General features: G+C 73.2%; 21 protein-coding genes. 9 read left to right on the forward strand and 12 right to left on the reverse strand.

The annotated features are described in order from the left end of the window. Positions 1 to 139 precede the first annotated feature (139 nt). Both ABZS61_RS25125 and ABZS61_RS25130 read right to left on the reverse strand, forming a co-directional pair. Complete coding sequence (locus ABZS61_RS25125) at positions 140 to 3331, reverse strand: molecular chaperone Hsp90 (protein ID WP_356425408.1); 3192 nt, start codon at positions 3329 to 3331, stop codon at positions 140 to 142. Between the two features lie 624 nt (positions 3332 to 3955). Beyond that, a complete protein-coding gene (locus ABZS61_RS25130; protein ID WP_356425411.1) occupies positions 3956 to 4891 on the reverse strand; it encodes a DUF3027 domain-containing protein in 936 nt (311 codons plus the stop codon). A gap of 448 nt (positions 4892 to 5339) precedes the next feature. On the opposite strand from ABZS61_RS25130, the gene ABZS61_RS25135 reads away from it, so the two are divergent. The 4 genes from ABZS61_RS25135 to ABZS61_RS25150 are packed head-to-tail and all read left to right on the forward strand — an operon-like array spanning position 5340 to position 8894. Continuing rightward, positions 5340 to 6764, forward strand: a complete 1425-nt coding sequence (locus tag ABZS61_RS25135) for an MFS transporter (protein ID WP_356425414.1) — start codon at positions 5340 to 5342, stop codon at positions 6762 to 6764. Between the two features lie 27 nt (positions 6765 to 6791). Beyond that, on the forward strand, positions 6792 to 7274 hold the full coding sequence (locus ABZS61_RS25140) for a DUF2771 domain-containing protein (RefSeq protein ID WP_356425417.1): 483 nt from the start codon (positions 6792 to 6794) through the stop codon (positions 7272 to 7274). A gap of 38 nt (positions 7275 to 7312) precedes the next feature. Further along, positions 7313 to 8026, forward strand: a complete 714-nt coding sequence (locus ABZS61_RS25145; protein WP_356425419.1) for a futalosine hydrolase — start codon at positions 7313 to 7315, stop codon at positions 8024 to 8026. Beyond that, complete coding sequence (locus ABZS61_RS25150) at positions 8007 to 8894, forward strand: 1,4-dihydroxy-6-naphthoate synthase (RefSeq protein ID WP_356425422.1); 888 nt, start codon at positions 8007 to 8009, stop codon at positions 8892 to 8894. The genes ABZS61_RS25145 and ABZS61_RS25150 overlap by 20 nt, the downstream gene beginning before the upstream one ends. A 37-nt stretch (positions 8895 to 8931) precedes the next feature. On the opposite strand, the gene ABZS61_RS25155 is transcribed toward ABZS61_RS25150, so the two are convergent. After that, a complete protein-coding gene (locus tag ABZS61_RS25155) occupies positions 8932 to 9315 on the reverse strand; it encodes a cold-shock protein (RefSeq protein ID WP_329208578.1) in 384 nt (127 codons plus the stop codon). 167 nt (positions 9316 to 9482) lie between these two features. Between ABZS61_RS25155 and ABZS61_RS25160 the strand changes: the two genes are divergently transcribed. Beyond that, a complete protein-coding gene (locus tag ABZS61_RS25160) occupies positions 9483 to 9719 on the forward strand; it encodes a hypothetical protein (RefSeq protein WP_356425426.1) in 237 nt (78 codons plus the stop codon). Here ABZS61_RS25160 and ABZS61_RS25165 read toward each other — a convergent pair. Further along, positions 9716 to 10348, reverse strand: coding sequence for an HAD family hydrolase (locus tag ABZS61_RS25165; protein WP_356425429.1), 633 nt, complete (start codon positions 10346 to 10348; stop codon positions 9716 to 9718). The two genes, ABZS61_RS25160 and ABZS61_RS25165, sit on opposite strands and share 4 nt — an antisense overlap. A gap of 368 nt (positions 10349 to 10716) precedes the next feature. Further along, a complete protein-coding gene (locus ABZS61_RS25170; protein ID WP_356425432.1) occupies positions 10717 to 11787 on the reverse strand; it encodes a hypothetical protein in 1071 nt (356 codons plus the stop codon). Between the two features lie 64 nt (positions 11788 to 11851). On the opposite strand from ABZS61_RS25170, the gene ABZS61_RS25175 reads away from it, so the two are divergent. Both ABZS61_RS25175 and ABZS61_RS25180 read left to right on the forward strand, forming a co-directional pair. After that, on the forward strand, positions 11852 to 14317 hold the full coding sequence (locus ABZS61_RS25175; RefSeq protein WP_356425435.1) for a helicase-associated domain-containing protein: 2466 nt from the start codon (positions 11852 to 11854) through the stop codon (positions 14315 to 14317). Between the two features lie 168 nt (positions 14318 to 14485). Continuing rightward, on the forward strand, positions 14486 to 16129 hold the full coding sequence (locus ABZS61_RS25180) for a DNA repair helicase XPB (RefSeq protein ID WP_356425438.1): 1644 nt from the start codon (positions 14486 to 14488) through the stop codon (positions 16127 to 16129). A 1-nt stretch (position 16130) separates the two neighbouring features. On the opposite strand, the gene ABZS61_RS25185 is transcribed toward ABZS61_RS25180, so the two are convergent. Next, positions 16131 to 16319 (reverse strand): hypothetical protein, encoded by a 189-nt coding sequence (locus tag ABZS61_RS25185; protein ID WP_356425443.1) that lies wholly within the window; start codon positions 16317 to 16319, stop codon positions 16131 to 16133. A 360-nt stretch (positions 16320 to 16679) separates the two neighbouring features. Between ABZS61_RS25185 and ABZS61_RS25190 the strand changes: the two genes are divergently transcribed. Beyond that, positions 16680 to 18764: a UvrD-helicase domain-containing protein gene (locus ABZS61_RS25190; protein WP_356425446.1), complete on the forward strand. Its 2085-nt coding sequence runs from the start codon at positions 16680 to 16682 to the stop codon at positions 18762 to 18764. Between the two features lie 19 nt (positions 18765 to 18783). Here the strand turns inward: ABZS61_RS25190 and ABZS61_RS25195 are convergent, their stop codons facing one another. The 6 genes from ABZS61_RS25195 to ABZS61_RS25220 all read right to left on the reverse strand — a co-directional run bounded on the left by ABZS61_RS25195 (position 18784) and on the right by ABZS61_RS25220 (position 25012). Next, positions 18784 to 19446 (reverse strand): GPP34 family phosphoprotein, encoded by a 663-nt coding sequence (locus tag ABZS61_RS25195; RefSeq protein WP_356425449.1) that lies wholly within the window; start codon positions 19444 to 19446, stop codon positions 18784 to 18786. Positions 19447 to 19519: 73 nt separating this feature from the next. Continuing rightward, entirely contained in the window at positions 19520 to 21799 is a 2280-nt protein-coding gene (locus ABZS61_RS25200) for an MMPL family transporter (protein WP_356425452.1), read from the reverse strand. Between the two features lie 143 nt (positions 21800 to 21942). Next, the gene (locus tag ABZS61_RS25205) at positions 21943 to 22638 is read right to left on the reverse strand and encodes a copper homeostasis protein CutC (protein ID WP_356425456.1); all 696 of its coding nucleotides are present in this window, start codon (positions 22636 to 22638) and stop codon (positions 21943 to 21945) included. Positions 22639 to 22773: 135 nt separating this feature from the next. Continuing rightward, on the reverse strand, positions 22774 to 23634 hold the full coding sequence (locus ABZS61_RS25210; RefSeq protein WP_356425460.1) for a biotin-dependent carboxyltransferase family protein: 861 nt from the start codon (positions 23632 to 23634) through the stop codon (positions 22774 to 22776). After that, entirely contained in the window at positions 23631 to 24266 is a 636-nt protein-coding gene (locus ABZS61_RS25215; RefSeq protein WP_356425463.1) for an allophanate hydrolase subunit 1, read from the reverse strand. Before ABZS61_RS25215 ends, ABZS61_RS25210 begins: the two co-directional genes overlap by 4 nt. Continuing rightward, a complete protein-coding gene (locus ABZS61_RS25220; RefSeq protein ID WP_356425506.1) occupies positions 24263 to 25012 on the reverse strand; it encodes a 5-oxoprolinase subunit PxpA in 750 nt (249 codons plus the stop codon). The genes ABZS61_RS25215 and ABZS61_RS25220 overlap by 4 nt, the downstream gene beginning before the upstream one ends. 96 nt (positions 25013 to 25108) lie before the next feature. Here ABZS61_RS25220 and ABZS61_RS25225 point away from each other — a divergent pair, with 96 nt between their 5' ends. Further along, on the forward strand, positions 25109 to 25756 hold the full coding sequence (locus ABZS61_RS25225) for a hypothetical protein (RefSeq protein ID WP_356425466.1): 648 nt from the start codon (positions 25109 to 25111) through the stop codon (positions 25754 to 25756). Positions 25757 to 25764 lie beyond the last annotated feature (8 nt).

The following is a 25764-nucleotide window of genomic DNA, read 5'->3' on the forward strand; positions in this document are numbered from 1 at the left end:
AGTGGAGAAGGGGGCCCGTGGCGTGTGTGAGGCCGACGGTCCCCATGTGGTCTGCGAGTCAGGTGACTCAGCAGACCAGACGGGCTCCGCATGTGAATGGTTGTACGACAAGACGACTATTTGGTGAAGATCACATGGCTCAGTCGAACCAGCGGTCCCGGGCCAGCTCCTCCGTGCGGGACGGGTCCTCGATCAGCGCGGCCACCTCGAAGCGTCGCGGCCACTGTCCGGCCGCCCAGGCGAGACCGGCAGCCACGCCCTCCAGCGTCGAGGCGTGGACCACCCCGTCCGGGGTGTGGCGCCAGTCCAGCTCGACGCCGCCCGCACGCAGTTCGCCGTGCTCGACGTACGTGTCCGGAGTCCCCGCACCGAGCAGGATCCGCACCGACTCGGGCACCTGGTGCTCCTCGCCCTCCGTCGTCACCTCCGCCTCGATGCTCTCGCCGAGCCGCCGCACCTGCAGCAGCTCCGCCAGCTCGGCCGCCCGGGCGGGAGCAACCGGGAGCAGCGGAAGCCCCTCGGTCAGCGGCAGCACATCGGGTGCGTCGGCGATCACGGCGTCCGCCGCGTCGACCACCCGCACCTCGTCGTCGACGACGGCCCTCAACTCGTCGGGCAGCGTCACCTGTTCGGGGTCCAGCTCGGCAAGGGCCGTGTAGAGCGAATGCAGCTGTACGGGGCCGACGGGACGCTCCTCCTCCGCCAACCGGCCCAGCAGCTCGGCCGCACCGCCCGGCTCGTCCAGGAGCGCGGCCACCGAGGTCCGTACGCCCAGCGCGCGCAGTACCTGCGCGTCGTCGAAGCCCGTCGCGTCGACGGCGTCGTACAGGCCCGCGAGGCGCGGGTCACCGCCCGCCGCGCGCAGACCCGCCGGCCGACGGCCACCGAGCACGGGGTGGTCGCGCAGCCACCACGCGGTGTAGGGGCGCACGGACTGCGTCGTACCGTCCGGGAGCAGGACGCGCACCGGCTGGGTCAGCGCGTCGCGCAGCGGCGGGCGAGCGAGCATCGCGAGCGCCTGCGGCCAGGCGTCGTCGTCCACGAGGTCCAGATCGCGTACGGCGACGAGTTCGGTGGCGACGGGCGGCACCGGGGTGTCGGGCAGCTGGTCCAGGACGTCCTCGCACCACACGTCGACGGCGTCGAGGAGCCCGGCGTCGTCCGGCTCCGCGAAGTCGCTGTCGCGGGGTTCGAGTTCGTCGGGGTCCAGGACGACGTCGGCGGCCCGTACGAGGGCGAAGGTCGCCAGCACCCCGCAGGCAGTGAGGGGCTGCTCGCCCCAGCGTTCGGCCAGCTCTCCGTCGCACAGGGCCAGTTCACCCTCGCGCATGACCTGGGCGAACGGGCTGCCGGGCAGCACGAGCTCACCGGCGGGCGAGGTCTCGCCGTCCTCGTCGGGCAGGGCGAGAGCCCCCAGCCACGGCTCGTCACCGGGTTCGAGGTCCGCGTCGCGCACCAGCGTGAGGACCGTCTCGACGAGCTCGTCGCCGTCCAGGGCGTCCTCGTCCCAGATCTCGCCCGCGTCCAGCGAACCGGCCACGGCGGCCCGGACCTGCGGGGTCGTCAGGACGGCTCGGGGGGTGGCGGGCAGAGCACCCAGCTTCTCCAGCAGCGGATGGGCGGCGTCCGGGTGGGCGACCTTCAGCCCGAGCCTGGCCAGCCGGGCGAGGACGGGGGCGGTCAGCGCGTCGGGGAGCGGGAGGAGGACCTGGCGGGGGCCGATGGTCGTGCGGGGCGCGTCATCGGTCGAGCCCGCCCCGGCGAGCGGTACCGGAAGGCCGGAGAGCCGGTCGGGGTCCACCCCGGCCAGGCTGTCGTACAGCCGCCGCCACCAGTCCGGGGCGCGTTCCAGCCCGGCCAGGCGGTCGATGGCCTCGGTCAGCGGGACGCGGGCGACACCGAGCGTACGGAGCTCGACGCGGCGCTCGAGCCCGGCGGGCAGCAGACAGGGCAGTACCTCGGCGAGGACCTTCACGGTCTCGGCGCCCACCCCTTCGACCACCTCGGCCTCCATGGGCCGCAGCGCGGTCGTCGCCCTGCCGGGCGCATCCGTGCCGGCGGCCTCCCAGTCCGCCCACCGGTCGGGCTCGGCGGCCGGGTCCCGGGGCGCGGCGGGCTCCAGGAACGCGATCCGGGGCAGCCGCTCCAGAATCGCGGCCCGCAGCGCACCGTCCAGCTGCCCCTTGCCGAGCGGGCCGGGCACCAGGGCGATCGTGGTGACCGACACGGGCTCCCACGCGGCGAGCAGCTCCGCGTACGCGTCGGCCGCGCGCTGCACCAGGAAGTCCGTCAGCGGACCCGGCGCGGGATGCCTGCGGGTGGTGTCGAGCGGCAGCGAGGCGATGAGCAGCGCGGGCACACCCAGGGGCTCGTCCGTGGGCGTCGGCGCGTGCACGACGGGGGCGGTACGGGGGTTCTCCGGCGCCCCGTCCTCACCGACCGGCACCGCCCAGGTGACCGACCAGTGCGGGCGCAGACGCTCCTCGACGGGGCGGTCGGCGAGCAGGGCGGGCTCGACCGGGCCGTGGTGGACGACGGTGCGCCAGCGGTGGGTGCCGTGCACGGAGTCGTCGACGTGGGTGTACGGGCCGTGCTGCGAGCGGCGCAACGTCCGTACGCCGTCCGGGACTTCGATGACGATCTCGTCGAGTCCGGGAAGGGTGAGCAGGAGCGCGTCGTCGACGCCGGTGAGCAGCCGAGCGACGAGGTCCTCGGCGACGCCGTCGCGCAGCGGCAGGACGACGACGGTGTCGTACCCGTCAGGGGCGGCACCCTCGGCGGGCAGCGGCAGCCGGAGCAGCGGTACGTGGCCGTCGCGGCGGCGCAGCTCGTCCCCGAGGCCGGGGCTTCCCACGGCGGCCTGCCGTGCGAGGTCGCGGGCCTCGGCGAGGGACCAGCGGATGCCGCCGTGCCGGCCGATGACCGCGGGCTCGTCGCTGACGGCGAGCACGGCCGCGAACCCCACACCGAACCGCCCGACGGACGACTCGTGGCCCTCGCGCTTGGCGGAGGCCCGCAGCGTGCTCAGGGACTCGACGCCGGTGGCGTCCAGCGGCGCGCCCGTGTTGGCGGCGGCCAGGACGGCCGGGGTGTCCCCACCGGCCGCATGCAGGGTGAGACGGAGCCGGCCGGGCACGCCCGCGCGGGCGGCGGCATCGGCGGCGTTCTGGGCCAGCTCGATGACGAGACGGTCGCGGTAGCCGCCGAGGACGAGGTCCTCCTCGGCGTTGGCGTCCTCCCGGAAGCGGGCGGGGCCCGCCCCCCAGGCGTCGAGCACGCCGCGCCGCAGCCGTGCCGTCCCGAACGGATCGGCCCCCTCGGTCGCATTCATGCCCACGCTCGTAACTCCGCTCTTCCGGTGACCCGTGACGCCCAGTGTGCGCCCGAAGGTACCGCGAGCGGAGCCGCCTCCACGGGCAAGGGTTCCGTCCTCGGACGCCGGACCGGCGGGTTTGCCCACGTGAGCGCGCCGGCCGCGCGGGCCCGCCCCGGAGCAGAGGTTCCGTCCTCGGACGCCGGGCGGGCTGAAATGCGCAGCCCAGGACGTCACTTTCGAGCCGAAGATCCCCACGCCCCGAAACCGCCCGGCCGACCGCACAGGCCCGCCGACCGAGGCCGCCCAACCCCGCCGACCACACGAGGCCGCCCAACCACGCAAGCCGTCCAGCCCTACCAAGCCCGTCCGGCCCACCAAGCCCGTCCGGCGATCGAGGACGAGACCGTGACCCGCACATCCAGGCCGCACGACGACCGACCCCACCGAGCCCGCCCAGCACCACCGAGCCCGTCCGGCGTTTGAGGACGGAACCCACAGCCGGCGAACCCGACGCCGCGGAGCAGGGCAGGGCAGCCACATCAAGCCCGTCCGGCGATTGAGGACAGGCCATGACCGGCACACCCCGCACCGCGCGACGCCCGGGCACCGCAGGCCCGGACCCCGAAGCGGCCCGGAGCGTCAGGAGTGGCCCAGATCCTCCGTGGCGCCGTCCGCCTGGGCCGGGACCGAGCCGGTGTCGTCCGCCGGGCGCAACGGGTAGTCGTCCACCTGCAACGTGTCCAGCGCGTGCGGCGCCGGCTTCGGCGGCTTCGGCATCACCGCGGCCTCGGAGTGGCCTCCGCAGCCGTACGACAGCGAGACCACCCGGCCGTCCGCAGGAGCGAACTCGTTGGCGCACACGCCGAAGGCCTGCCGCAGCGAGCCCGCCATCGGAACGAGGAACGCGCACGTGACACAGGACGCCGGCGCGGCCTGCGCCATCGGTGTCTTCGCGCCGAACTCCTCATCCCACCGGTCGGCGGCCATCCGCAGCCCGTAACGGGACAGCACCCGCGCCCGCCGCGTGCCGAGCTCCTCCGCGACCGAGGCGATCGAGCCGCGGCTCGTCCCCCCGGGACGCGTCATCAGCTCGGCGTCCTCCGCGTCGACGAGGGCCGCCAGCTCCTGGGACACGTCGGAGACCGGGGAGTTCGGCAGGGGCTCGTCCTCGCCGGTGTAACCCGGCTCCAGGCGCGGGTCCTCCGCCTCGGTCGGCAGCAGGTCGCCGGGGCCCATGTCGCCGGGCCGCAGCCGCTCGCTCCACGGCACCCACTCGGGGGCCAGGAGTGCGTCGGAGCCCGGCAGCAGCACCGTTTCGTCAAGGGTGACGTTCTTCGCCCGGGAGGCCCTGGCGACCGTCACCGCCCAGCGCCAGCCCCGGTAACCGGGTTCCTTGCACTCGAAGTAGTGGGTGACGACCCGGTCCCCCTCGGAGACCAGGGACACGTGTTCACCGACCACTCCGGGCGCGGCGGCCTCCTCGGCCGCGGTGCGGGCGAGGTCTACCGCCTCGGCGCACAGACGGTCAGGGGCGGGGGTACGGGCCGTACGGCTTCGCGTCGTCGCAGCACTCACAGGTCTCGCTTCTCTCCATACGCCGTCTCGAGCGCGCCAGCAGCTCCATCGATGTCCGATTTCGGCCATGACAGTTGTGGGCGGAGCGGACCTGGGGGCCGCGTCGACGTCCACACCCGTTGTGCCTGCCTCGGGCGCGCCTTCTGCCACCCATTCTGCGGGATCGCGGACAGGCGCGCGGCCAAGAACAACCGCCGGTGGCGCGTTACGCACGCTACCCTCTCCGCCGCCCCGAGCCCACCTGCCCACCCCAAACAGCACCGGATCCACAGCTGAGCAGGGGCGGAGAGGGACAGATCCCGTGCGAATCCGGCACGGATCGACCGCGACTCCCGGCCAGAATTTTCCCTCGGGGCATGCCGTGGACCACTCACCCGACAGGGCGTCCCGCGCCGCGCCCCTGTCCGATCATGGTTAGCAACGCCGGGGGGTGGGGCACTATGGCCAGGTGGCTGCCGCCAGGTCGTCCGACGGGTCCGGTCCGCTCCGCAGGGCGGGCCGGGTGATGGGTCATGCCCTGCACACCCCGTTCACCGGCACCGCCAAGGGGATCCGGAAGGCGACGCACGCCCATGGAGCCGGGGAGTCCGGTCTCGGCAAGCTGATCGAGCTGCACGCGGTCAACGGCGCGGGCGACGTGATGATCACCATCGCGCTCGCGTCCACGGTGTTCTTCTCCGTTCCCACGGACGAGGCACGCGGCCGTGTCGCCCTCTACCTCGCCGTCACGATGCTTCCTTTCACCCTGCTCGCCCCGGTGATCGGTCCGCTCCTGGACCGGCTGCCGCACGGCCGCCGCGCGGCGATGGCCGGCGCGATGTTCGCGAGGGCGGTGCTCGCGCTGACGATGTCCGGCGCCGTCGCGACGGGCGGCCTGGAGCTCTATCCCGCCGCGCTGGGAGTCCTGGTCTGCTCGAAGGCGTACGGAGTCGTGCGCAGCGCCGTCGTTCCCCGGCTCCTGCCACCCCGTTTCTCGCTGGTGAAGGCCAATTCCCGGGTCACCCTCGCCGGTCTGCTGGCCACGGGCGTGGCGGCCCCGATCGGCGCGGGACTCCAGAGCATCGGGTCCGCGTGGCCGCTCTACGGCGCCTGCACGATCTTCATCGGCGGGACCGTCCTCGCCTTCACCCTCCCGCACAAGGTCGACTCGGCGAAGGGGGAGCGCAAGGCCCGCCTCGTGATCCCTCACGATGAGGAGCGCCCGGCCGACCCGCGCCCCGGGGGGAGCACCAAGAAGAACGGCAGCACGAAGAGCGGCGCCAAGAAGGAGAAACCCCCGGGGCTGCGGTCCGTCGGGCCGTCCGTCCTGCACGGCCTCCAGGCGAACGCCTCGCACCGCGCGCTCTCCGGCTTCCTGATCTTCTTCCTGGCGTTCCTGCTGCGCGAGCAGCCGCTCGCCGGGCAGAGCGCCGCCGTGTCGCTGGGCATCGTGGGCGTGGCGGCCGGTACCGGCAACGCCTGCGGCACGGCGGTGGGCTCCTGGCTCAGGGCACGCGGCCCCGAGGTGATCGTCGCGACCGTGCTGGGGCTGGCCCTCGGAGTCGCCGTGCTCGCCGCGGTGTTCTTCAGCACCCTGATGGTCGCCGCGCTCGGAGCGGTCGCCGGATTCACCCAGGCGCTGTCGAAGCTGTCGCTGGACGCCATGATCCAGCGTGATGTTCCGGAGGAGGTGCGTACGTCGGCCTTCGCCCGGTCCGAGACCCTGCTCCAGATGGCCTGGGTGGTCGGCGGCGCCATCGGTATCGCTCTCCCCCTCAACGGAGTACTCGGCATGTCCGTCGCGGCCGGCATCCTCGCCCTCGGCGCAGGCGCCTCCGTACGGGGTCTCCTGGGCGCCGCGCGGCGCGGCTCGCCGCACCCCCGCGTGGCGTGAGCCGGGGCGACCGATAGCCTTCGGCCCATGACCGTTGCGTTCTTCTCAGGTAAGGGCCGTCGAATCGGCGTCGCTCTTGGTGCCGTGTCCGCGGGACTCCTCGTCCTGTCCGCCTGCGACAAGCCGACGCCGCTCGCGACCGTGACGGTCGGCGACAACTCGGTGAGTTCCGAGGCGGCCTGCTACAACGACGGCAAGCCCCTCAAGGAGTCCGAGATCCAGGGCTGCCTCAACAAGAAGGCGGAGAAGTCCGTCAAGGTCGCGATGGACGACAAGGTCCGCTTCGGCGTCGACCCCGAGATCGCGGACGTCGGCTGGACCCTGTTCATCAACGGCCAGCAGGCCGAGCAGGAGCCGTACAAGAAGACCTACCGGTCCATCCCGGGCAGCGCGTTCTTCGCCAGCCAGACGGGCGAGGCCCCGACGGACAAGACGCAGATCAGCATCGTGGAGGCGAAGGGTCAGAAGCTCACGGGCGTCTGGCACTTCCAGCTCGAGAAGACGTCCTGAACCGCCTGAATCCCCCTGGATCTCCGAGGACCACCGCTGTGCGGGTGCTTGTCGTGACCGCTGTCCCTGCCGAACGGGACGCGGTCACGCGCGCGTTCGGGGGTCCGGCGCAGGTACGTGAGGTGCCGGGCGCCGAGGTGCACCGCGCCGGTCCTTTCGACATCCTGGCGGGCGGTGTCGGTCCGGCCGCCGCGGCCGCCGCCGCGGCCTTCGCCCTGGCCGCCGCGCCCGAGCCGTACGGTCTCGTCGTCTCGGCGGGCATCGGCGGCGGCTTCGCTCCCGCCGCCCCCGTCGGCTCCCTCGTCGTGGCGACCGGCATCGTCGCCGCCGATCTGGGCGCCGAGACCCCGGACGGCTTCGTGCCCGTCACCGGTCTCGGCTTCGGCAGGGACGTCATCCTGCCGCCCGACACCCTGGTACGGGAGGTGGCGGCCGCGACCGGTGCCGTCCCGGGCCCCGTGCTCACCGTCTCCACCGTGACCGGCAGCGCGGACCGCACCGCCGCGCTGCTGGCCACACATCCCGGAGCCGTCGCCGAGGCCATGGAGGGCTTCGGTGTCGCGGAAGCGGCCGACAGGGCCGGCGTACCCGTGCTCGAACTCCGTGCCGTCTCGAACTCCGTGGGACCGCGCGACCGGGATGCCTGGCGCATCGGCGAGGCCCTGGCCGCGCTCACCGAGGCGTTCGGGAAGCTCGCACCCGTAGTGGAAGGTTGGACCCACCATGACCGACATGACCGAAACCGTGACTGACCCCGCCGGCGGGGGGCAGCCCTCGAAGCTGCGCATCGCCTTCTCGCCGTGCCCGAACGACACCTTCGTCTTCGACGCCTGGGCGCACGGAAGGGTCCCCGGCGCGCCCGCCCTCGATGTCACCTTCGCCGACATCGACCTCACCAACGGTATGGCGGAGCGCGGCGAACTGGACGTCCTGAAGGTCTCGTACGCCGTCCTGCCGTGGGTGCTCGAGGAATACGCGCTGCTGCCGTGCGGCGGTGCGCTGGGGCGCGGTTGCGGGCCGCTCGTCCTCACGAAGGAGCCGGGTACCGACCTGACGGGGAAGACCGTCGCCGTCCCGAGCGAGCGCTCCACCGCGTATCTGCTGTTCAGGCTCTGGGCGGCGGAGGTGGTGCCGGCCGGCGTGGGCGAGATCGTCGTGCTGCCGTTCGACGAGATCATGCCCGCGGTGCGCGACGGGCGGGTGGACGCCGGGCTCGTGATCCACGAGGCCCGGTTCACGTACCGGAACTACGGCCTCCACAGCCTGGCCGACATGGGCGAGCACTGGGAGTCGACGACCGGTCTGCCGATCCCGCTCGGCGCGATCATCGCCAAGCGGTCGCTGGGGGAGCGGGCGCTCCAGGAGCTGGCGGACGCGATCCGCACGTCGGTGCGGATGGCCTGGGACGACCCGGAGCAGTCGCGTCCCTACGTCCTGGAGCACGCCCAGGAGATGGACCCGGCCGTGGCCGACCAGCACATCGGCCTCTACGTCAACGAGTTCACGGCCGACCTCGGCGAGAACGGCTACGCGGCGATCCGCGGCCTGCTGACCCGGGCGGCGGCGGAGGGTCTCGTCCCGCCGCTGGCCCCGGACGCACTGTCGTTCGCCGCCCGTTGACGACCACGGGCGGCGCGAGTCGTCCGTCCGTGCCCGCTCAGACGTCGAGCTGGTCGGCCACCGCCCGCAGGAGGCCCGCGATCTGGGCGCCCGCGGCCTTGTCCGGGTAGCGGCCCCGCTCCAGGCTCGGCGTGATGTTCTCGAGCAGGGTCGTCAGATCCTGCACGATCGACGCCAGCTCGTCCGGCTTGCGCCGCTGTGCGGCCGCGACGGACGGGGTGGGGTCAAGGATCACGACGGAGAGCGCCTGGTCACCGCGCTGGCCTGCGACCACGCCGAACTCGACGCGCTGACCCGGCTTGAGGGCATCGACGCCGTCCGGGAGCACCGACGAGTGGACGAAGACGTCGTCGCCGTCGTCGCGCGAAAGAAAGCCGAAGCCCTTTTCCGAATTGAACCATTTGACCTTACCCGTGGGCACGTCTGTCCTCGTCCTCGTACTCGTCGGTGCGCGGGAGAGCCGTGAAAGGGCTCCGGATAGCAGTACAGCGGGTCTCCATGACCCGCCGACTCCAAGGCTAATGGCCCAGGAGCCGGAGACAAGACGTCGCCGAATGGTTCCGCCGAGCTGGGAACTACCCTGGCCGGGTGAGTACTACTCCTTCCGGCGCAGGCGACCGGCTCGTACAGGTCGGCGCGATCGTCTTCTTCATCGGCGCACTGGCCACTCTGGTCACTGTGGCCCCACTGTTCCTGGGTACCGATCCGTTCCCCTCTGTCGCTTATGCCGTGTGCATGCTGATGGGACTGGGCTTCCTGATCGCCGCGGCGGGGGTGGTCCGGTCGGTGTGGGCGAACTCGCCGAAGCGCGCCGCCGCCCGCTAGCGGGACCCCTCGCCTCGTTCCGCGTAGGCCCGCAGCCAGGCCGGGAACTCGGTGAGATTTGGCAGGATCACGTCGGCGCCCGCCCTGCGCAGCTCCTCGGCATCGCACGGGCCGGTGGTGACGCCGACCGCCAGGGCGTTCGCGGCGCGGGCCCCGCGTACGTCTCCGGTGTGGTCGCCGACGTAGATGTGCGCGCCGTGCTCCACCAGCGCCTCCGCCTTGGCCTCGGCCCAGAGCCGGCCGATCACCGCGTCCGGAGCGATCCCCAGGTGTGCGAGGTGCAGCTTGGCGCTCGGTTCGTACTTGGCGGTCACGACGATCGCCCGACCGCCGAGCGCCCGCACCGTGTCGATGGCCTCCCGCGCGCCGGGCATGGCGAACGTCGGCGTGATCGCGTACTGCGGATAGATCTCGCGGTACCGGTCGGCCGTCGCCGCGACGGCATCGGCCGGGAACCAGTGCGCGAGCTCGTCCTCGAGGGGCGGTCCGAGCCGGCTCACCACCAGATCGGCGTCTATGGGAGCCCCGGTCTCGGCCGAGAGGGCCAGGAAAGTGGCCTTGATGCCGGGGCGGGAGTCGATGAGCGTCATATCGAGGTCGAAGCCGACCGTCGGGGCGTGTGCGGGCATGAGGCCATTGTGCCGAGGGGGCCGGGCCGCCCGATGCCCGGCCCGCTCGGACTCGGCTGAGCCTCAAGGCCTCCCTGACAGGACGACCTCGCCGTCCCGCCGCGGCCTCGTGGCCGGTTCACCGGCCGTGACCGCCGCGCTCGCGCTCACCGCGTGCGGCTCCTCCGACAGCCCGGACGCGGGCCCTCCGGCGTCCACGCACACCCGACACGTCCGCCGTGAGGAACGGCAGGGTGTTCCCGGTCGACGACCGGCTGTGGTCCCAGGACATCGGCTGCACGGCGGAGAAGATCCTCGACGCACCCCGGGCCGACCTGGCGACGTAGCCGCCCCGCGACGGGTGCGGCGCGCTCGACCCGCGCCGCACCTCAGCCCGGCAGCCTCCGGGACCGCCACACCAGGTACAGCGCGGAGGCCACCGCCGCCGTACGGACGACCACCGGCCACGCGTCCGACATCGCGTCCTTCATCGCACCCTCCGCGATGGGCTGCCCCCAGCGCCCTTCCATGCGCCCCCACAGCCAGACGAGGGCCCCGGCCGCCACCGCACCCGGCAGCCCCATCGCGACCCACTTCGCCTCCGTGCGCGAGAGCTTGCGCGAGCTGTACGCGAGCAGCCAGCCGCCCGCGAGGGCCACCCAGGACCCCAGTACGGCACCGGTGACCAGCAGCGCGGCGGACAGCAGCAGGAACGGATGCGCGAGCCGGGACGCCCTCGCCGCGACGACGGGCTCCGGGGCGGGAGCCGGCGCGGTCGCCGAGCGGCGGCGGAGCCGAAGGCGCCTCGGCCGGGGTACGGCGGCGGCCTCCTCGGCCGCCTTCCCGGGCGCTTCGGCCGCCTCGGCGGCGCCGGGCTTCTCCTCCTCCGGCCGCGGGGGCCGCAGCAGTTCAGGGCTCTCCAGTCCCCCCACGAACCCCGGCACCGACGTGCCCCCGCCGAACGGTCCCGGCTCGATCCGCCACCAGTCGGGTTCGCCGCCCAGGGGCCCCGCCTCGTTCAGCCCCGTCATGTGCGGCGCGGACGCCGAGGGCCAGCCGGGCACCGGCCCCTCGTCCCCGGCCTCCTCCCGCGCCGCGGGCGCATCCGACGCGCCCTTGCGCAACGCGTCTTTCCTGAGCAGTCCCCGCCGTGGCCGGGGAACCCCGCGCGGCTCCGCGGCGGCGGGCTCCGACCCCGCCCGCGGCGAGGGCAGGGCCACCGCCCCGTCGCCCGACCCGGCTGCCGCGGCGACCAGTTCGGCCGGTGTGCCGAGCCTGCCGATGATGCGCCGCACCACCGCCGGGGAGTCCGATCCGTCCGTGCCGCGCTGCCGGTCGATCTCGCCCCGCAGTGTCGAGACGAGTCTCATCCGGGCACCCGATGGCAGCTGTTGCTGCTGTGCCAGGTCACCGACCCGGCTCAGATAGTCGTAGACAAGCTGGTCGCTCTCGATGCCCACGCGATCGTTCTCCCTCTACCCGCCCTGCCCCGACGGTAGCGTTCCAGGGGCTACCGTGGGACGGATGGGGACGACCACACCACCGCGCACGCTCGCCGAAGCTCTGCGCGCCCGGGGCGACGAATCGCTGGCGGGGCTGCTGCGTGCCCGCCCCGATCTGCTCAGCCCCGTGCCGAACGACATCACCCAGCTGGCGACGCGGGCCGGCACGCGCGCCTCCGTCGTCCGCGCGCTGGAGCACCTCGACCGGTTCGCCCTGCAGACCGCGGAGGCCCTGGCCGTGGCGCCGGACCCGGCCCCGTACGGCACGCTGCTCGCGCTCCTCACCGGTGACGGCGAGGGGGACGGCGAAGGGCGCGAGGACTCCGGCGCCGCGATCACCGCCGCGCTGCCCGCCGCCCTCGCGGCCCTGCGCGAACAGGCCCTCGTCTGGGGCGAGGAGGAGCGGCTGCACCTCGTGCGCACCGCACGCGAGCTGCTCGCCCCGTCGCCGCAGCACGCCTCCCCTACCGGTCTGGGGCCCACCGTTGCCGAGGCGACGGCCGGCATGTCGCCGGGCAGGCTGCAGGAGATCCTGACCGCCGCCGGGCTGCCCGCCACCCACGACCCGGTGTCCGCCGTCGCCTCACTGACCGGCCTGTTCACGGACCGGACCAGGATGGCCGCCCTGCTGGACACCGCCCCCGTCGAGGCGCTGTCCGTGCTGGACCGGCTGGTGTGGGGTCCGCCGTACGGTGAAGTGACCCCGAATCCCACCCCGCCCGTGCGGTGGCTGCGGGACCGGGGGCTGCTGCTGCCCGTGTCGACGCGCACCGTCGTCCTGCCGCGCGAGGCCGCGCTGCACCTGCGGGCCGGGCGCGCCCACCGGGTACCGGAACCCGTGCCCCCGGCCCTGGCCCCTGCCGCCGAGCGCGATCCCCAGGCTGTGGACAGAGCGGCGGCCGGCCAGGCGCACACGGCCCTGTCCACGATCGAGGAGCTGCTGAAGCTCTGGAACAACGGCGGTCCGGCGATCCTCCGGGCCGGTGGCCTGAGCGTGCGCGAGCTGAAGCGGGTCGCGAGCGCACTCGACGTGTCCGAGGCGATCGCCGCCTTCTGGGTCGAACTCGCTTACGCCGCAGGGCTGCTGGCCCCGGACGGTGAGGCCGACGAGCGGTACGCGGCGACACCCGCGTACGACGACTGGATCGAACTCCCTGCGCAGGACCGCTGGACGCACCTCGCCGCCGCCTGGCTAGCCGCCACCCGCACCGCGGGACTGGTCGGCGGTCAGGACGCCAAGGGCCGGGCGCTCTCCGCCCTCGGCCCCGAACTGGACCGCTCGGCCGCGCCCCAGGTACGCCACCGGGTGCTGGCCCTGTTCTCCTCGCTCCCCCCGGGCACCGCCCCCGACCCGCAGACCCTGCTGGCCCGGCTCCGGTGGGAACGGCCGCTGCGTTCGGGCGCGTCCGGCGCGGCACCGGCCCCCTCGGACACCTCCGACCTGCGCTCCCGGATCGCCCTGTGGACGGTCAACGAGGCGGAGCTGCTCGGCATCACCGGCCGCGGGGCGCTCTCCTCCCAGGCACGTGCACTGCTCGAACAGGGCCCGGACGAGGCCGCCGACCGCCTCGCGCCGCTCATCCCCGAGCCCCTCGACCACGTACTGCTCCAGGCCGACCTGACGGCCGTGGCCCCCGGCCCGCTGGAGCGCCCGCTCGCCGAGATGCTCTCGGTGCTCGCGGACATCGAGTCGAAGGGCGGGGCGACGGTCTACCGCTTCACGCCCGGTTCCGTACGCCGCGCCCTGGACGCCGGCCAGGCCGCGTCCGACCTGCACGCCTTCCTCACCACGCACAGCCGCACCCCCGTACCGCAGCCGCTCAGCTATCTCATCGACGACGTGGCCCGCCGCCACGGCCACCTGCGGATCGGCGCCGCCTCCGCGTACGTACGCTGCGACGACGAGGCCGTGCTCAACGAGATCCTCGCCGACAAGCGCTCGGCCACCCTGCGGCTGCGCCGCCTCGCACCGACGGTCCTGGCCGCGCAGACCGATCCGGGCTCGCTGCTGGAGGGACTGCGCGAGATGGGGTACGCCCCGGCCGCCGAATCCGCCGAGGGCGACGTCCTGATCACCCGCGCGGGCGCCCGCCGCACCCCGCCCCGCACCGCACCCGCCCCCGTCCCGGAGGGGCCGCCGGTGCCGGACGCGACCCTGCTGACCGCGGCGGTACGGGCCATCAGGGCCGGTGACTCGGCTGCGCGGGCCGTCCACAAGGACGCCACGGACACCTCCGCGGCCGGTTCCCTCCCCCGCACGACCTCCGCCGAGACCCTCGCCACGGTGCAGGCCGCCGCGATGACCGGGTCCGCGGTCTGGATCGGCTACGTCAACGCGGACGGCGCGGCCAGCCAGCGCGTGATCGCGCCCGTCAAGGTCGAGGGCGGCTTCGTCACGGCGTACGACCACACGGCCGACGAGGTCCGCACGTATCCGCTGCACCGCATCACGGGCGTCGCGGAACTGGCCGACGACGCGACGCCGTAGCCGTCGGGCCCGGTGTGTCGGGCCCGGTGCGGAGGGCGCCCGACTGATCGGTCACACGACTCACCCGCTCACGCCCCGATGCGGCACACTGGACGTTTGGCCGTTCGCGGCCGCCCCGCCGCAGATTCCAGCAGCAGGGCAGAAGCAGAACAGAAAGGGCCGACGCGCGTGACCGGACCCCTCATCGTCCAGAGCGACAAGACGCTGCTCCTCGAAGTCGACCACGACCAGTCCGACGCCTGCCGTCGTGCGATCGCCCCGTTCGCGGAGCTGGAGCGTGCACCCGAGCACATCCACACCTACCGGCTCACCCCGCTCGGCCTGTGGAACGCCCGCGCCGCCGGGCACGACGCCGAGCAGGTCGTCGACGCCCTCGTGGAGTACTCGCGCTACCCCGTGCCGCACGCGCTCCTCGTCGACATCGCCGAGACGATGGCGCGGTACGGCCGCCTCACCCTGTCCAAGCACCCGGTCCACGGGCTGGTGCTGACCTGCAACGACCGGCCGGTCCTGGAGGAGATCCTCCGCTCGAAGAAGGTCCAGCCGCTGGTCGGGGCGCGTCTCGACCCGGACACCGTGGCCGTGCACCCCTCCGAGCGCGGGCAGATCAAGCAGACGCTGCTGAAGCTGGGCTGGCCCGCCGAGGACCTCGCCGGGTACGTCGACGGCGAGGCGCACCCCATCGAGCTCGACCAGAACGGCTGGGCGCTCCGCCCGTACCAGAGGCAGGCCGTCGAAGGGTTCTGGCACGGCGGCTCCGGTGTCGTCGTCCTCCCCTGCGGCGCCGGGAAGACGCTGGTCGGAGCGGGTGCGATGGCGGAGGCCAAGGCGACCACGCTGATCCTCGTCACGAACACCGTCTCGGCCAGGCAGTGGAAGCACGAGCTGGTGAAGCGGACCTCGCTGACCGAGGACGAGATCGGCGAGTACAGCGGTACGCGCAAGGAGATCCGGCCGGTCACCATCGCCACGTACCAGGTGCTGACGACCCGCCGTAAGGGCATCTACCCGCACCTGGAGCTGTTCGACTCCCGCGACTGGGGTCTGGTCATCTACGACGAGGTGCACCTGCTGCCCGCACCCGTCTTCAAGTTCACCGCCGACCTCCAGGCCCGGCGGCGCCTCGGGCTCACCGCGACGCTGGTGCGCGAGGACGGCCGCGAGTCGGACGTCTTCTCGCTCATCGGGCCCAAGCGGTTCGACGCGCCGTGGAAGGAGATCGAGGCACAGGGCTACATCGCGCCCGCCGACTGTGTCGAGGTCCGCGTCAATCTGACGGACACGGAACGTCTCGCGTACGCGACGGCCGAGACCGAGGAGAAGTACCGGTTCTGCGCGACGACCGCGACGAAGCGGAAGGTCACCGAGGCGCTCGTCCGCAAGCACCAGGGCGAGCAGACCCTCGTCATCGGGCAGTACATCGACCAGCTCGACGAGCTCGGTGAGCACCTGAACGCCCCGGTGATCAAGGGCGAGACCAGTAACGCACAGCGCGAGAAGCTGTTCGGAGCGTTCCGCGAGGGCGAGATCAGCGTGCTGGTCGTGTCGAAGGTCGCGAACTTCTCGATCGACCTGCCGGAGGCGACGGTCGCCATCCAGGTGTCGGGAACGTTCGGATCGCGCCAGGAGGAGGCGCAGCGGCTCGGCCGGGTGCTGCGGCCGAAGGCGGACGGGCACGAGGCCCGGTTCTACTCGGTGGTCGCCCGCGACACGATCGACCAGGACTTCGCGGCGCACCGCCAGCGGTTCCTGGCCGAGCAGGGGTACGCGTACCGGATCGTCGACGCGGACGAACTGCTGGCCGGCAACTGACTCAGCGGTGGCGGCGGACGATGCCCGCCTCCTCGGCGTACTCACCGAGGACGACCACCCCGAAGGCGGTGCGCGCGAAGACGGAGACGGCGCGCACCGCGTCGCCCAGGCGGTGTCGGGTGTGACCGGTGGCCGCGGTCGCGCCGTGCGCGGGCCCGGTCCTGCGTGGATTCAGATAAACGGTGCTCATGTCTTCCATGGTGCGCCGCCCCCGCCCGTAGCGGCATCGGCCTGCGGACGGAAGCGCGCGAGGGCCCGGGTAGGCCGCAGGTCGCATGCCGTCCCCTACGGGACGGACGGACGCCGCCTTTAATCGTTCGACGCTGCGGACCGTGATCGCTACAATCTCCGGTCTGCCCGCCTCCCGCACCGTGGTACCGGTCCGCCTCCCTGAGCGGCCGGCAGCCGGGGGAGCGCCGCCGACCGGACGGAAACCGGCCGACAACAGCCGCACGCGTCCCTCTGTGTGCGCACCTGTGAACGTCCTTGAGCGGACCCGGCCCTCTGAGCCGGGTCCGCCGTCCTGCGTCGAAAAGCCGGAGGCAACACCGTGCCCGCGCACGAAGAGACAAGCGAAGACACCAGCGAAGCGACCAGCAGTCCACTGGACGGGGAACGAGCCCACCTCGCCGGTTCCCGCGCCGCACTGCGCGCCATGCGCGAGGACGTACAGGCCCTCGACATCCGCGATGTCACGGCGAACTGGGTCAACGCCGCCGTCCTGCAGGCCCAGATCGACGACCGCATCAAAGCGCTCGCCGACCTCTCCCACACCCCGCTCTTCTTCGGCCGCCTCGACTACCGGCACGCGGTCGGCGCGCAGGAGGCGGAGGGCGCCGAGGGCGAGCAGTTCTACATCGGGCGCCGCCACGTCCACGACGCCCAGGGCGACCCGATGGTCATCGACTGGCGCGCCCCGGTCTCCCAGCCCTTCTACCAGGCGTCCAGGAACAACCCGCTGGACGTCGACCGCCGCCGCCGCTTCGGCTACACCGGCGGCGAGCTGACCGCGTACGAGGACGAGCACCTCACGGACCCGGCGGAGACCGAGCAGACCAGCAAGCTCCTCCAGGCGGAGATCGAGCGGCCCCGCGTCGGGCCGATGCGCGACATCGTGGCGACGATCCAGCCGGAGCAGGACGAGATCGTCCGCAGCGGGCTCGGCGGGACGGTCTGCGTCCAGGGAGGCCCCGGTACGGGAAAGACGGCCGTCGGCCTGCACCGTGTCGCCTACCTCCTGTACGCGCACCGCGAGCGGCTCGCCCGCACGGGCACCCTCGTCATCGGCCCGAACCGGTCGTTCCTGCACTACATCGAGCAGGTCCTGCCCGCGCTGGGGGAGCTGGAGGTGAAGCAGGCGACGGTCGAGGACCTCGTGACGGCGCAGGTCGAGGTGCGCGGCACGGACGAGGCCGCCGCCGCCGTGATCAAGGGCGACGCCCGGATGGCGGAGGTCCTGCGGCGCGCGCTCCGCTCGCACGTCACCCTGCCGAGCGAGGGCGTCGTGGTGGTGCGCGGCTCACGTCGCTGGCGGGTACCGGCGTACGAGATCGAGGAGATGGTCGGCGAGTTGCTGGCGCGCGACATGCGGTACGGCGCCGCCCACGAGGCGCTCCCGCAGCGCATCGCGCACGCCGTCCTCGTACGGATGGAGGAGGCGGGCGAGGCGCCGGACGACCGGGTGCAGAACGCGGTGGCGCGGACCCCCGCGGTGAAGGCGGCCGTGAAGGCGGTCTGGCCGGCGGTGGATCCGTCGAAGCTGGTGCTGCGGCTCCTGACGGACCCCGAGTTCCTGGCCGCGCACGCGGAGGGGATCCTCACCGGGGACGAGCAGAAGCAGATCCTCATGACCAGGCCCGCCCGCAGCGTGAAGTCGGCGAAGTGGTCAGCGGCGGACGCGGTCCTCATCGACGAGGCGGGCGACCTGGTGGCCCGTACGCACTCGCTGGGCCATGTCGTCATCGACGAGGCCCAGGACCTGTCCCCGATGCAGTACCGGGCGGTGGGACGGCGCTGCTCGACCGGTTCGGCGACGGTGCTCGGCGACCTGGCGCAGGGGACGACGCCGTGGTCGACGGAGAGCTGGGCGCAGGCGCTGTTCCACCTCGGCAAGGCGGACGCGGTGGTGGAGGAGCTGACCGCGGGCTTCCGTGTGCCGCGCGAGGTGATCGCGTACGCCTCCCGGCTGCTCCCCGCGATCTCGCCCGGCCTGGCCGCCGTGGAGTCGGTGCGTGAATCGCCCGGCTCGCTGGCCGTACGGGAGGTGCCCGGCGCGGACGTCCTGGACGCGGCGGTGGTCGCTGCCTGCGAGGAGTCGCTGCTCCACGAGGGCTCGATCGGCCTGATCGCCGCCGACGCCCGCATCCCGGCGCTGGCCGACGCTCTGACGGCGGCGGGCCACGCGTACCTCTCCCCCGGCGAGGAGACGACGGCCGCCTCCCGCCTGACCCTGGTACCGGCGTCGCTGGCCAAGGGCCTGGAGTACGACTACGTGGTGCTGGACGAACCGTCCGCGGTGGTCGACGGTGAACCCGACGAACGCACGGGCCTGCGGCGGCTGTACGTGGCGCTGACCCGTGCGGTGTCGGGTCTGATCGTGCTGCACGCGGCTCCGCTGCCGGAGGACCTCGGGTAGCTCCGGAGGTGCTTCCGGGTCAGATCACGGTCACCACTGTCGCCACGGTGACCGCCATCATCGCCGCCTGCATGGTGCGGATCGCGGTCCGGACGCTCTCGCCGGCCCACTGGCCTTCCGCGATCTCCTCCATCCGCGGCGACACCTTGGCCTGCGGCAGGTCGGGGAAGGCCAGGCGGTGCAGCTTCGCAGCGTGGATCAGCGCGATCAGGCCGGCGGAGCGGTCGTCCGGCTCCTCCCCGTTCAGCACGAGCCGGGAGAGCCGGTCGCGCAGTTCGCGCTCGGCCGCACCGTCCGCCTCGGGGAAGCGGCGCACGGGGAAGACGCCGAGCACCTTGTGCTGCTCCTCGCTCACCAGCCCCCGTGCGCGCAGGCTCTCGATCGTGGCGCGCACGGCCTTGCTCTGATCCCTCGTCAGCCACTCGGTGACCTTCGGCGGTTTGCTCCGCTTGGCCGCCCAGGCCGCGATCAGTCCCAGCTGTTCGTCGAGCAGCCCGGTGCCGGTGGACGCCGTGCCGGTCACGGTGATCCGCCCGCCGTCGACCGAGACGCGGCCGGCCATGACGAGCTCGAGCAGGGTCCCGCCCGCGACGGCCCATCCGGCGGACTGCCGCTCCTTCGCCACCCCGGACTCGTCGTCCAGCGACAACAGCATGATCTCTTCGCCCAACGTGACCGACATGTGCCGGATCCCCCTTCGGTCGCCTACCCGTAATGACGCCCGGAGAGGTCGGTACGTTCCCTCCTCCGAACTGTCACCCGGCCCCGGATCCCTCCGCGTCCACCTTCGGGAGAATCCGGACCAGCCAGCGCGGCGACCACCAGGCGGCACGGCCGAGCAGGGTCATCACGGCGGGCACCAGGAGCAGCCGGACGACGGTGGCGTCGATGAGCACGCTCGCCGCGAGCCCGAGGCCCAGCATCTTCACGACGATGTTGTCGCTGATCAGGAACGCCGCGAAGACGCTGACCATGATCAGGGCCGCGCAGGTGATGACCCGCGCGGTGATCTCCAGCGCCTGCGCGACACTCGCCTTGGGGTCCTGGGTGCGCAGCCAGGCCTCGTGGATCCGGGACAGCAGGAAGATCTCGTAGTCCATGCTGAGGCCGAAGACGATGGCGAACATCATCATCGGTACGTAGCTCTCGATCGGCACGTCGCCCGACACCCCCAGCGCGGGCCCGCCCCAGCCCCACTGGAAGACGGCCACCACGACTCCGTACGAGGCGGCGATCGACAGCACGTTGAGGACCGCCGCCTTGACCGCGACGAGCAGCCCACGGAACACGGCCAGGATCACGAGGAAGGCGAGGCCGACCACCACCGCGATGATCAGGGGCAGTCTGCTGGAGACGATGTCCAGGAAGTCGACCTGGGCGGCGGTCGTGCCCGTGACGTACGTGTTCGCGGCGGTGCCGGAGACCGCGTCGGGCAGGACGTCGTCCGTCAGCCGGTTGGTCAGGTCCGTGGTCTTCTCGTCCTGCGGTGCGGCCACGGAGTACGCGGTGGCCGTGAGGACGTCCCCGTCCGAGGTGGGCGTGAGCGGGGTGATGAGGACGGCGTCCGGCACCTTCGTCAGGGCTTGCTGGGCCTGGGACTCCAGAGCGGACCGGTCGCTCTGCGACACCGCGCTCTGGTCGATCACGAGCGTCAGCGGGCCGTTCGAACCCGGCCCGAACGCCGAGGACATCAGGTCGTAGGCACGCCGGTCGGTGAAGGACTTGGGGTCGGCGCCGTCCCCGATGTGGCCGAGCTGGATGAAGAAGAGCGGGATGGCGAGGACGGCGAGGATCACGACACCGCAGGCCAGGAACCACCAGGGCTTGCGCTCGACGCGTTGCGCGTAGCGGTGCCAGGTGCCGCCGTTGCCGTGCACCGCCTTCCCTGCGTCCGCCCCCGTCTCCTTCGCCGGCTCCGGATCAGCCTTCACCTCCGTCTCGGCGATCGGCTTGCGTACGTGGATCCGGTCGATGTGCCGCCCGATCAGTCCGAGCATGGCCGGCACCAGGGTGAGGGCGCCGATCACGGCGGTGACCACGGTGACGGCCGCGGCCAGGCCGAGCTTGCCGATGAAGCCGATCCCGGAGACCCACAGTCCGCAGAGGGCGATGATCACCGTGCACCCGGAGAGCAGCACGGCATGCCCGCTGGTGGCGGCGGCCATCCCGGCGGCGGTCACCGGGTTCCTGCCGTCCATGAGGTTCTGGCGGTGTCGGGTGACCAGGAACAGCGCGTAGTCGATCCCGACCCCGATCCCGATCATCGTGGCCAGCGTCGGTGAGACGGTGGCGAAGGTCATCGTGGCGGCCAGCAGACCCAGCAGGCCCAGACCGAAGATGACGCAGATGAGGGCGGTCACCAGCGGCAGCAGAGCGGCCACGAGGCTGCCGAAGCCGATCAGCAGCACCAGGACGGCCACCCCGAACCCGATGGCCTCACTCGTCCGGTCGTCCGCCTCGGGCCGGGCCAGCTCTCCCAGCGGGCCGCCGTACTCCACGTCGACGCCCTCGGCGCGCAGCGGCTGGACGGCTGCGTCCACACCGTCGAGATAGCCGGCGCCGAGGGTGGAGGGCTGCACGCTGAAGCGGACGGTGATGTAGGCCGTCTTCCCGTCGGTGGAGAGCGGCCCGACGTTCGGCGTGGTGGTGGGGGTGTCCGACGACAGGGGGTTCTGGACCGACAGCACGTCCGGCAGCTTCTGGAGGCCGGCCACCACGGTCGAGACCTCGCTGCTGACCGCGCTGAGCGGCCCGCCCGGATCGTGCACCACCACCTGGCTGCTGTAGCCGCCCGCCGAGGGGGCGTGCGCCTTCAGCACGTCCAGGCCGTCCTGCGACTGGGTTCCGGGGATCGAGAAGTTGTCGGAGTAGTCGCCCCCGTACGCGTGCTGCAGGACCTGGGCCCCGGCGAGCGCGGCCAGCCACAGGACGATGACGATCACGAAGTGGCGTGCGCACCATTCCCCGGTCCGGCGCAGCACGCCCGCACGGCTCGGCCGCGCGCCGCGGCCGTGGACGGACTGGGACAGTGGCATGTGGACTCCGGGGGTGGAGCGGCGCACCAGGGACACTCAGCATTCAAGTTCCGTTACGGGGCCCCGGCACTCCCGGAGTGACGGACGGGTGACGGGCCCGGCGCCTGTCGGAGTTCACGGCCAGGACGCCGGGTGCCCGCACCTCATGCGTCGAGCACGGCGCGCCACTCCCGTACGGCCGCCACGTCGACGGGCTCCGACCAGCCGCCCGGCCGTGCCGCCCCGCCGATGTGGAAGGCGTCGATGCCCGCGGCGAGCAGCCGCGGCAGGTGTTCCAGGCGCAGTCCGCCGCCCACCAGGATCTGCGGTTCGTAGCCGGGCTGTCCCGAGGCCGCTCGTGCCGCTTCGGCCAGCAGCGTCGGGATGCCCTCGTCGACGCCGTCCGCCGAGCCCGCCGTCAGGTACGTGTCCAGGCCGGGCAGTTCCGCGAGGTGCTTGCGCAGGGCGTCCCGGTCCACGGCCCGGTCGATCGCACGGTGGAAGGTCCAGTGGCAGCCGTTCAGTTCGGCGACGATGCGCTCGACGGCGACGAGGTCGACGTGGCCGTCGCGGTCGAGGAAGCCGAGGACGAATTCCTCGGCTCCCGCGGCCCGCATCTCGCGCGCCTTCTCCACGAGGACGTCGATGTCGCCGACCGCGAACCCGTCCGCGACCCGGAGCATCACGCGCAACGGGATGTCCACGGCTGACCGGATCTCCTCGACGGTCTTCGGGGACGGTGTCAGGCCGTCCGCGGCCATGTCGGTGACCACTTCGAGGCGGTCCGCACCACCGGCCTGAGCTGCGACCGCGTCCTCCGCGTCGAGAGCGATCACCTCCAGGACTGCACGGTTGCTCATGGGGGTTCCATTCCTTCGGAGCGGCTGCAGGTCTAGTCCAATGACCAGCCTACGGGGCGGTCACCCGGGGGCGCAGCTCCCCATGAGAACGCATGGCTCCTGAACATAACGCGCGGCGGCGACGGTTCCCCGGCGCTACGCCCGCACGAACCTCACTCGCGTCCCCGGAACCGCCTGCGCGGCCCCCGCCAGCGCCGACGCGGCGACCACGCCGACGACCGGGTAGCCGCCCGTCGTCGGATGGTCGTTGAGGAACACCACGGGCCGCCCGTCCGGCGGCACCTGGACGGCGCCGAGCACCATGCCCTCGCTCGGCAGTTCCCCGTCGCGGGCGCGTTCCAGGGCGGGCCCCTCCGTACGCAGTCCGATGCGGTTGCTCTGCGCCGAGACCCGGTACGCGGCGGTCGTCAGCGTACGGAGCGCGGCCTCGGTGAACCACGCGTGGCGGGGGCCGAGGTACAGCGGCAGGACCAGCTCGGCGGGCGGGCCCGGCCACGGCACCGCGTCGACGGGCGGGCTGCCGTGCCCATGGCCCAGGGGCAGTACGTCACCGTCGCGCAGGACCGGCGGGCCGAGCCCCGAGAGCAGGTCTGCGGACCGGCTCCCGAGCACCGGTTCCGGTATCAGGCCGCCCCCGAACGCCAGGTAGCTGCGCAGGCCGTGCACCGCGGGCCCGGCCTCCAGCACGGCCCCTTCCGGTACGCGCACGGGCGCCCCCCAAGCCACCGGCCGCCCGTCGACGGTCACCCGGCAGCCCGCGCCGCCGACGACGGCGGCCACGGACCGGGCACCGGACAGGCGGACCGCGCAGCCCGTGAGCGTGGTCTCCAGGACCGCCGCGTCCGGGGCGTTGCCGACGAGCCGGTTGGCCAGTCGTCCGGCGGGCGCGTCCAGTGCCCCCGCCCGGGGCACCCCGAGGTGTGCCCACCCGGTCCGCCCTTCGTCCTGCACCGTCGTCAGTGCCCCGGCCCGGACCACATGGAGGGCGGGGCTCATCCGCGTACCCCTGCCGCCACGAAGCGCACCCGTGCCCCCGGGCCGAGCAGCGCCGCCGGTTCGCGGGCCGGGTCCCACAGGGCGCCCGGTTCCGGCATCCGGCCGATGAGCTGCCAGCCGCCGGGCGAGGGCCGGGGGTACACCCCGGTGTACGGCCCGGCGAGGGCCAGCGCGCCGGCCGGTACCCGGGTCCGCGGAGTGGCACGGCGCGGTACGTGCAGATGCTCCGGCAGCCCCGTGAGGTACCCGAACCCCGGTGCGAATCCGCAGAAGGCCACCCGGAACTCCGTACCGGCGTGGATGAGCGGTACGTCGGCGACGGCGACGCCCCAGGCCTCGGCGACGTCGCCGAGGTCCGGGCCGTCGTAGACGACGGGGATCTCGACGGCTTCCCCGGCGCCCCGGTGCAACGGCGGTATCTCCCAGGTCGGCAGCCGACCGGCCAGCGAGCGGTCCTCCACCCCGTCCAGCAGGACCGTTCTGGCCCCCGGGACGATCTCGCGCACCGCGGGCAGGGCGCCGTCCGCCCGGCGGCGCAGCAGCTCCGCGTGGAAGGCCTCCGCGTCCTCCGAGGAGGGGAACTCCACCAGCAGGGCACCGGGGCCGGCGGAGAGGACCCGTATCGCGCTCATGCGAACGCCCGCACGGACACGCCCGCGTCCTCCAGCGCCGCACGGACCCGCCGGGCGAGCGCCGCCGCCCCGGGAGTGTCCCCGTGGACGCACAGGGAGCGCGCACCGACCGGTATACGGCTGCCGTCCGCGGCCGTCACGGCCCGCTCCACGGCCATGCCGACACTGCGGCGTACGACCTCGTCCGCGTCGTGCACCACCGCACCCTCCTCGCCGCGCGGCACGAGCGTGCCCCGCGGGGTGTACGCACGGTCGGCGAAGGCCTCCTCGACGGCTGTCAGGCCCGCCGCCTCCGCACGGTCGAGGAGACGCGATCCGGGCAGGCCGAGGACTGCCGGACGGCCGCCCGCGAGCAGCACGCCCTCGATGACGGCCGCGGCCTGCTCGTCGTCCCGGACGGTGCGGTTGTACAGGGCGCCGTGCGGTTTGACGTACGAGACCGTGGAGCCCGCCGCCTCGGCGAAGACCCGGAGCGCGCCTATCTGGTACGCGATCTCGGCGGTGAGTTCGGCGGACGGCACGTCCATGGCCCGGCGCCCGAACCCGGCGAGGTCGCGGTAGGAGACCTGCGCCCCGATCCGTACCCCGCGGGCGGCCGCCGTGTCGCAGACCCGCCGCATCACGGAGGCGTCGCCCGCGTGGAAGCCGCAGGCCACGTTCGCGCTGGTGACACAGGTCAAAAGCGCCTCGTCCTCGGTGAGTGTCCAGCGCCCGAACCCCTCACCGAGGTCCGCGTTGAGGTCCATCAGGATGTGCGTGGGGTCCACCGGTTCGTTCACGGCCGCACGCTAACCACCGGCCGGCCCGCACGACAAGGCCGGGCCGGGTCCTACAGTCGCCCCATGACCGACACCGCCGACACCCTCCGCAGCCGCTGGCAGGACGCCCTCGTCGCCGCCCGGGGCGGAGCCCCCGGCCCCGACCCGCTGCCGTACGCCGACAACCTCCTGGCCCGCTGGGCCGAACCGCAGCGGCGCTACCACACCACCGCCCACCTGGCCCAGGTCCTGGAACGCGTCGACACCCTCGCCGGCCATGCCGCCGACCCGGACCTGGTGCGCCTCGCCGTCTGGTTCCACGACGCCGTCTACCGTCCCGACCGCACCGAGAACGAGGAACGCAGCGCCGTCCTCGCCGAGCGCGCCCTCACCGAAGCGGGCGTCCCCCGGGCCGCCACGGCCGAGGTCGCCCGGCTGGTCCGGCTGACCGTCACCCACGACCCGGTGGACGGCGACACCAACGGCGAGGTGCTGTGCGACGCGGACCTGGCGATCCTCGCGGCGGCCCCGAAGGAGTACGCGACCTACGCGGCCGAGGTGCGCGAGGAGTACGGCTTCGTGCCGGACGACGCGTTCCGTGACGGCCGGGCCGCCGTCCTGCGGCAGCTGCTCGGACTGCCGCGGCTGTTCCGTACGCCCCACGGGGTCGCCGCCTGGGAACCGCGGGCCCGGCAGAACCTCACGACGGAGCTGGAGCTGCTCACCCACTGAGACGCGGG

The organism is Streptomyces sp. NPDC005566 (assembly GCF_040605575.1).
GTDB lineage: Bacteria > Actinomycetota > Actinomycetes > Streptomycetales > Streptomycetaceae > Streptomyces.

Bases quoted from the DNA above. Each gene is read 5' to 3' on its own strand.
- ABZS61_RS25225 (WP_356425466.1), top strand. From the start codon at position 25,109: ATGACCGACACCGCCGACACCCTCCGCAGCCGCTGGCAGGACGCCCTC.
- ABZS61_RS25175 (WP_356425435.1), top strand. From the start codon at position 11,852: ATGGGGACGACCACACCACCGCGCACGCTCGCCGAAGCTCTGCGCGCC.
- ABZS61_RS25165 (WP_356425429.1), bottom strand. From the start codon at position 10,348: ATGCCCGCACACGCCCCGACGGTCGGCTTCGACCTCGATATGACGCTC.
- ABZS61_RS25185 (WP_356425443.1), bottom strand. From the start codon at position 16,319: ATGAGCACCGTTTATCTGAATCCACGCAGGACCGGGCCCGCGCACGGC.
- ABZS61_RS25210 (WP_356425460.1), bottom strand. From the start codon at position 23,634: ATGAGCCCCGCCCTCCATGTGGTCCGGGCCGGGGCACTGACGACGGTG.
- ABZS61_RS25195 (WP_356425449.1), bottom strand. From the start codon at position 19,446: ATGTCGGTCACGTTGGGCGAAGAGATCATGCTGTTGTCGCTGGACGAC.
- ABZS61_RS25205 (WP_356425456.1), bottom strand. From the start codon at position 22,638: ATGAGCAACCGTGCAGTCCTGGAGGTGATCGCTCTCGACGCGGAGGAC.
- ABZS61_RS25215 (WP_356425463.1), bottom strand. From the start codon at position 24,266: ATGAGCGCGATACGGGTCCTCTCCGCCGGCCCCGGTGCCCTGCTGGTG.
- ABZS61_RS25150 (WP_356425422.1), top strand. From the start codon at position 8,007: ATGACCGAAACCGTGACTGACCCCGCCGGCGGGGGGCAGCCCTCGAAG.
- ABZS61_RS25200 (WP_356425452.1), bottom strand. From the start codon at position 21,799: ATGCCACTGTCCCAGTCCGTCCACGGCCGCGGCGCGCGGCCGAGCCGT.
- ABZS61_RS25125 (WP_356425408.1), bottom strand. From the start codon at position 3,331: ATGAATGCGACCGAGGGGGCCGATCCGTTCGGGACGGCACGGCTGCGG.
- ABZS61_RS25220 (WP_356425506.1), bottom strand. From the start codon at position 25,012: ATGGACCTCAACGCGGACCTCGGTGAGGGGTTCGGGCGCTGGACACTC.
- ABZS61_RS25140 (WP_356425417.1), top strand. From the start codon at position 6,792: ATGACCGTTGCGTTCTTCTCAGGTAAGGGCCGTCGAATCGGCGTCGCT.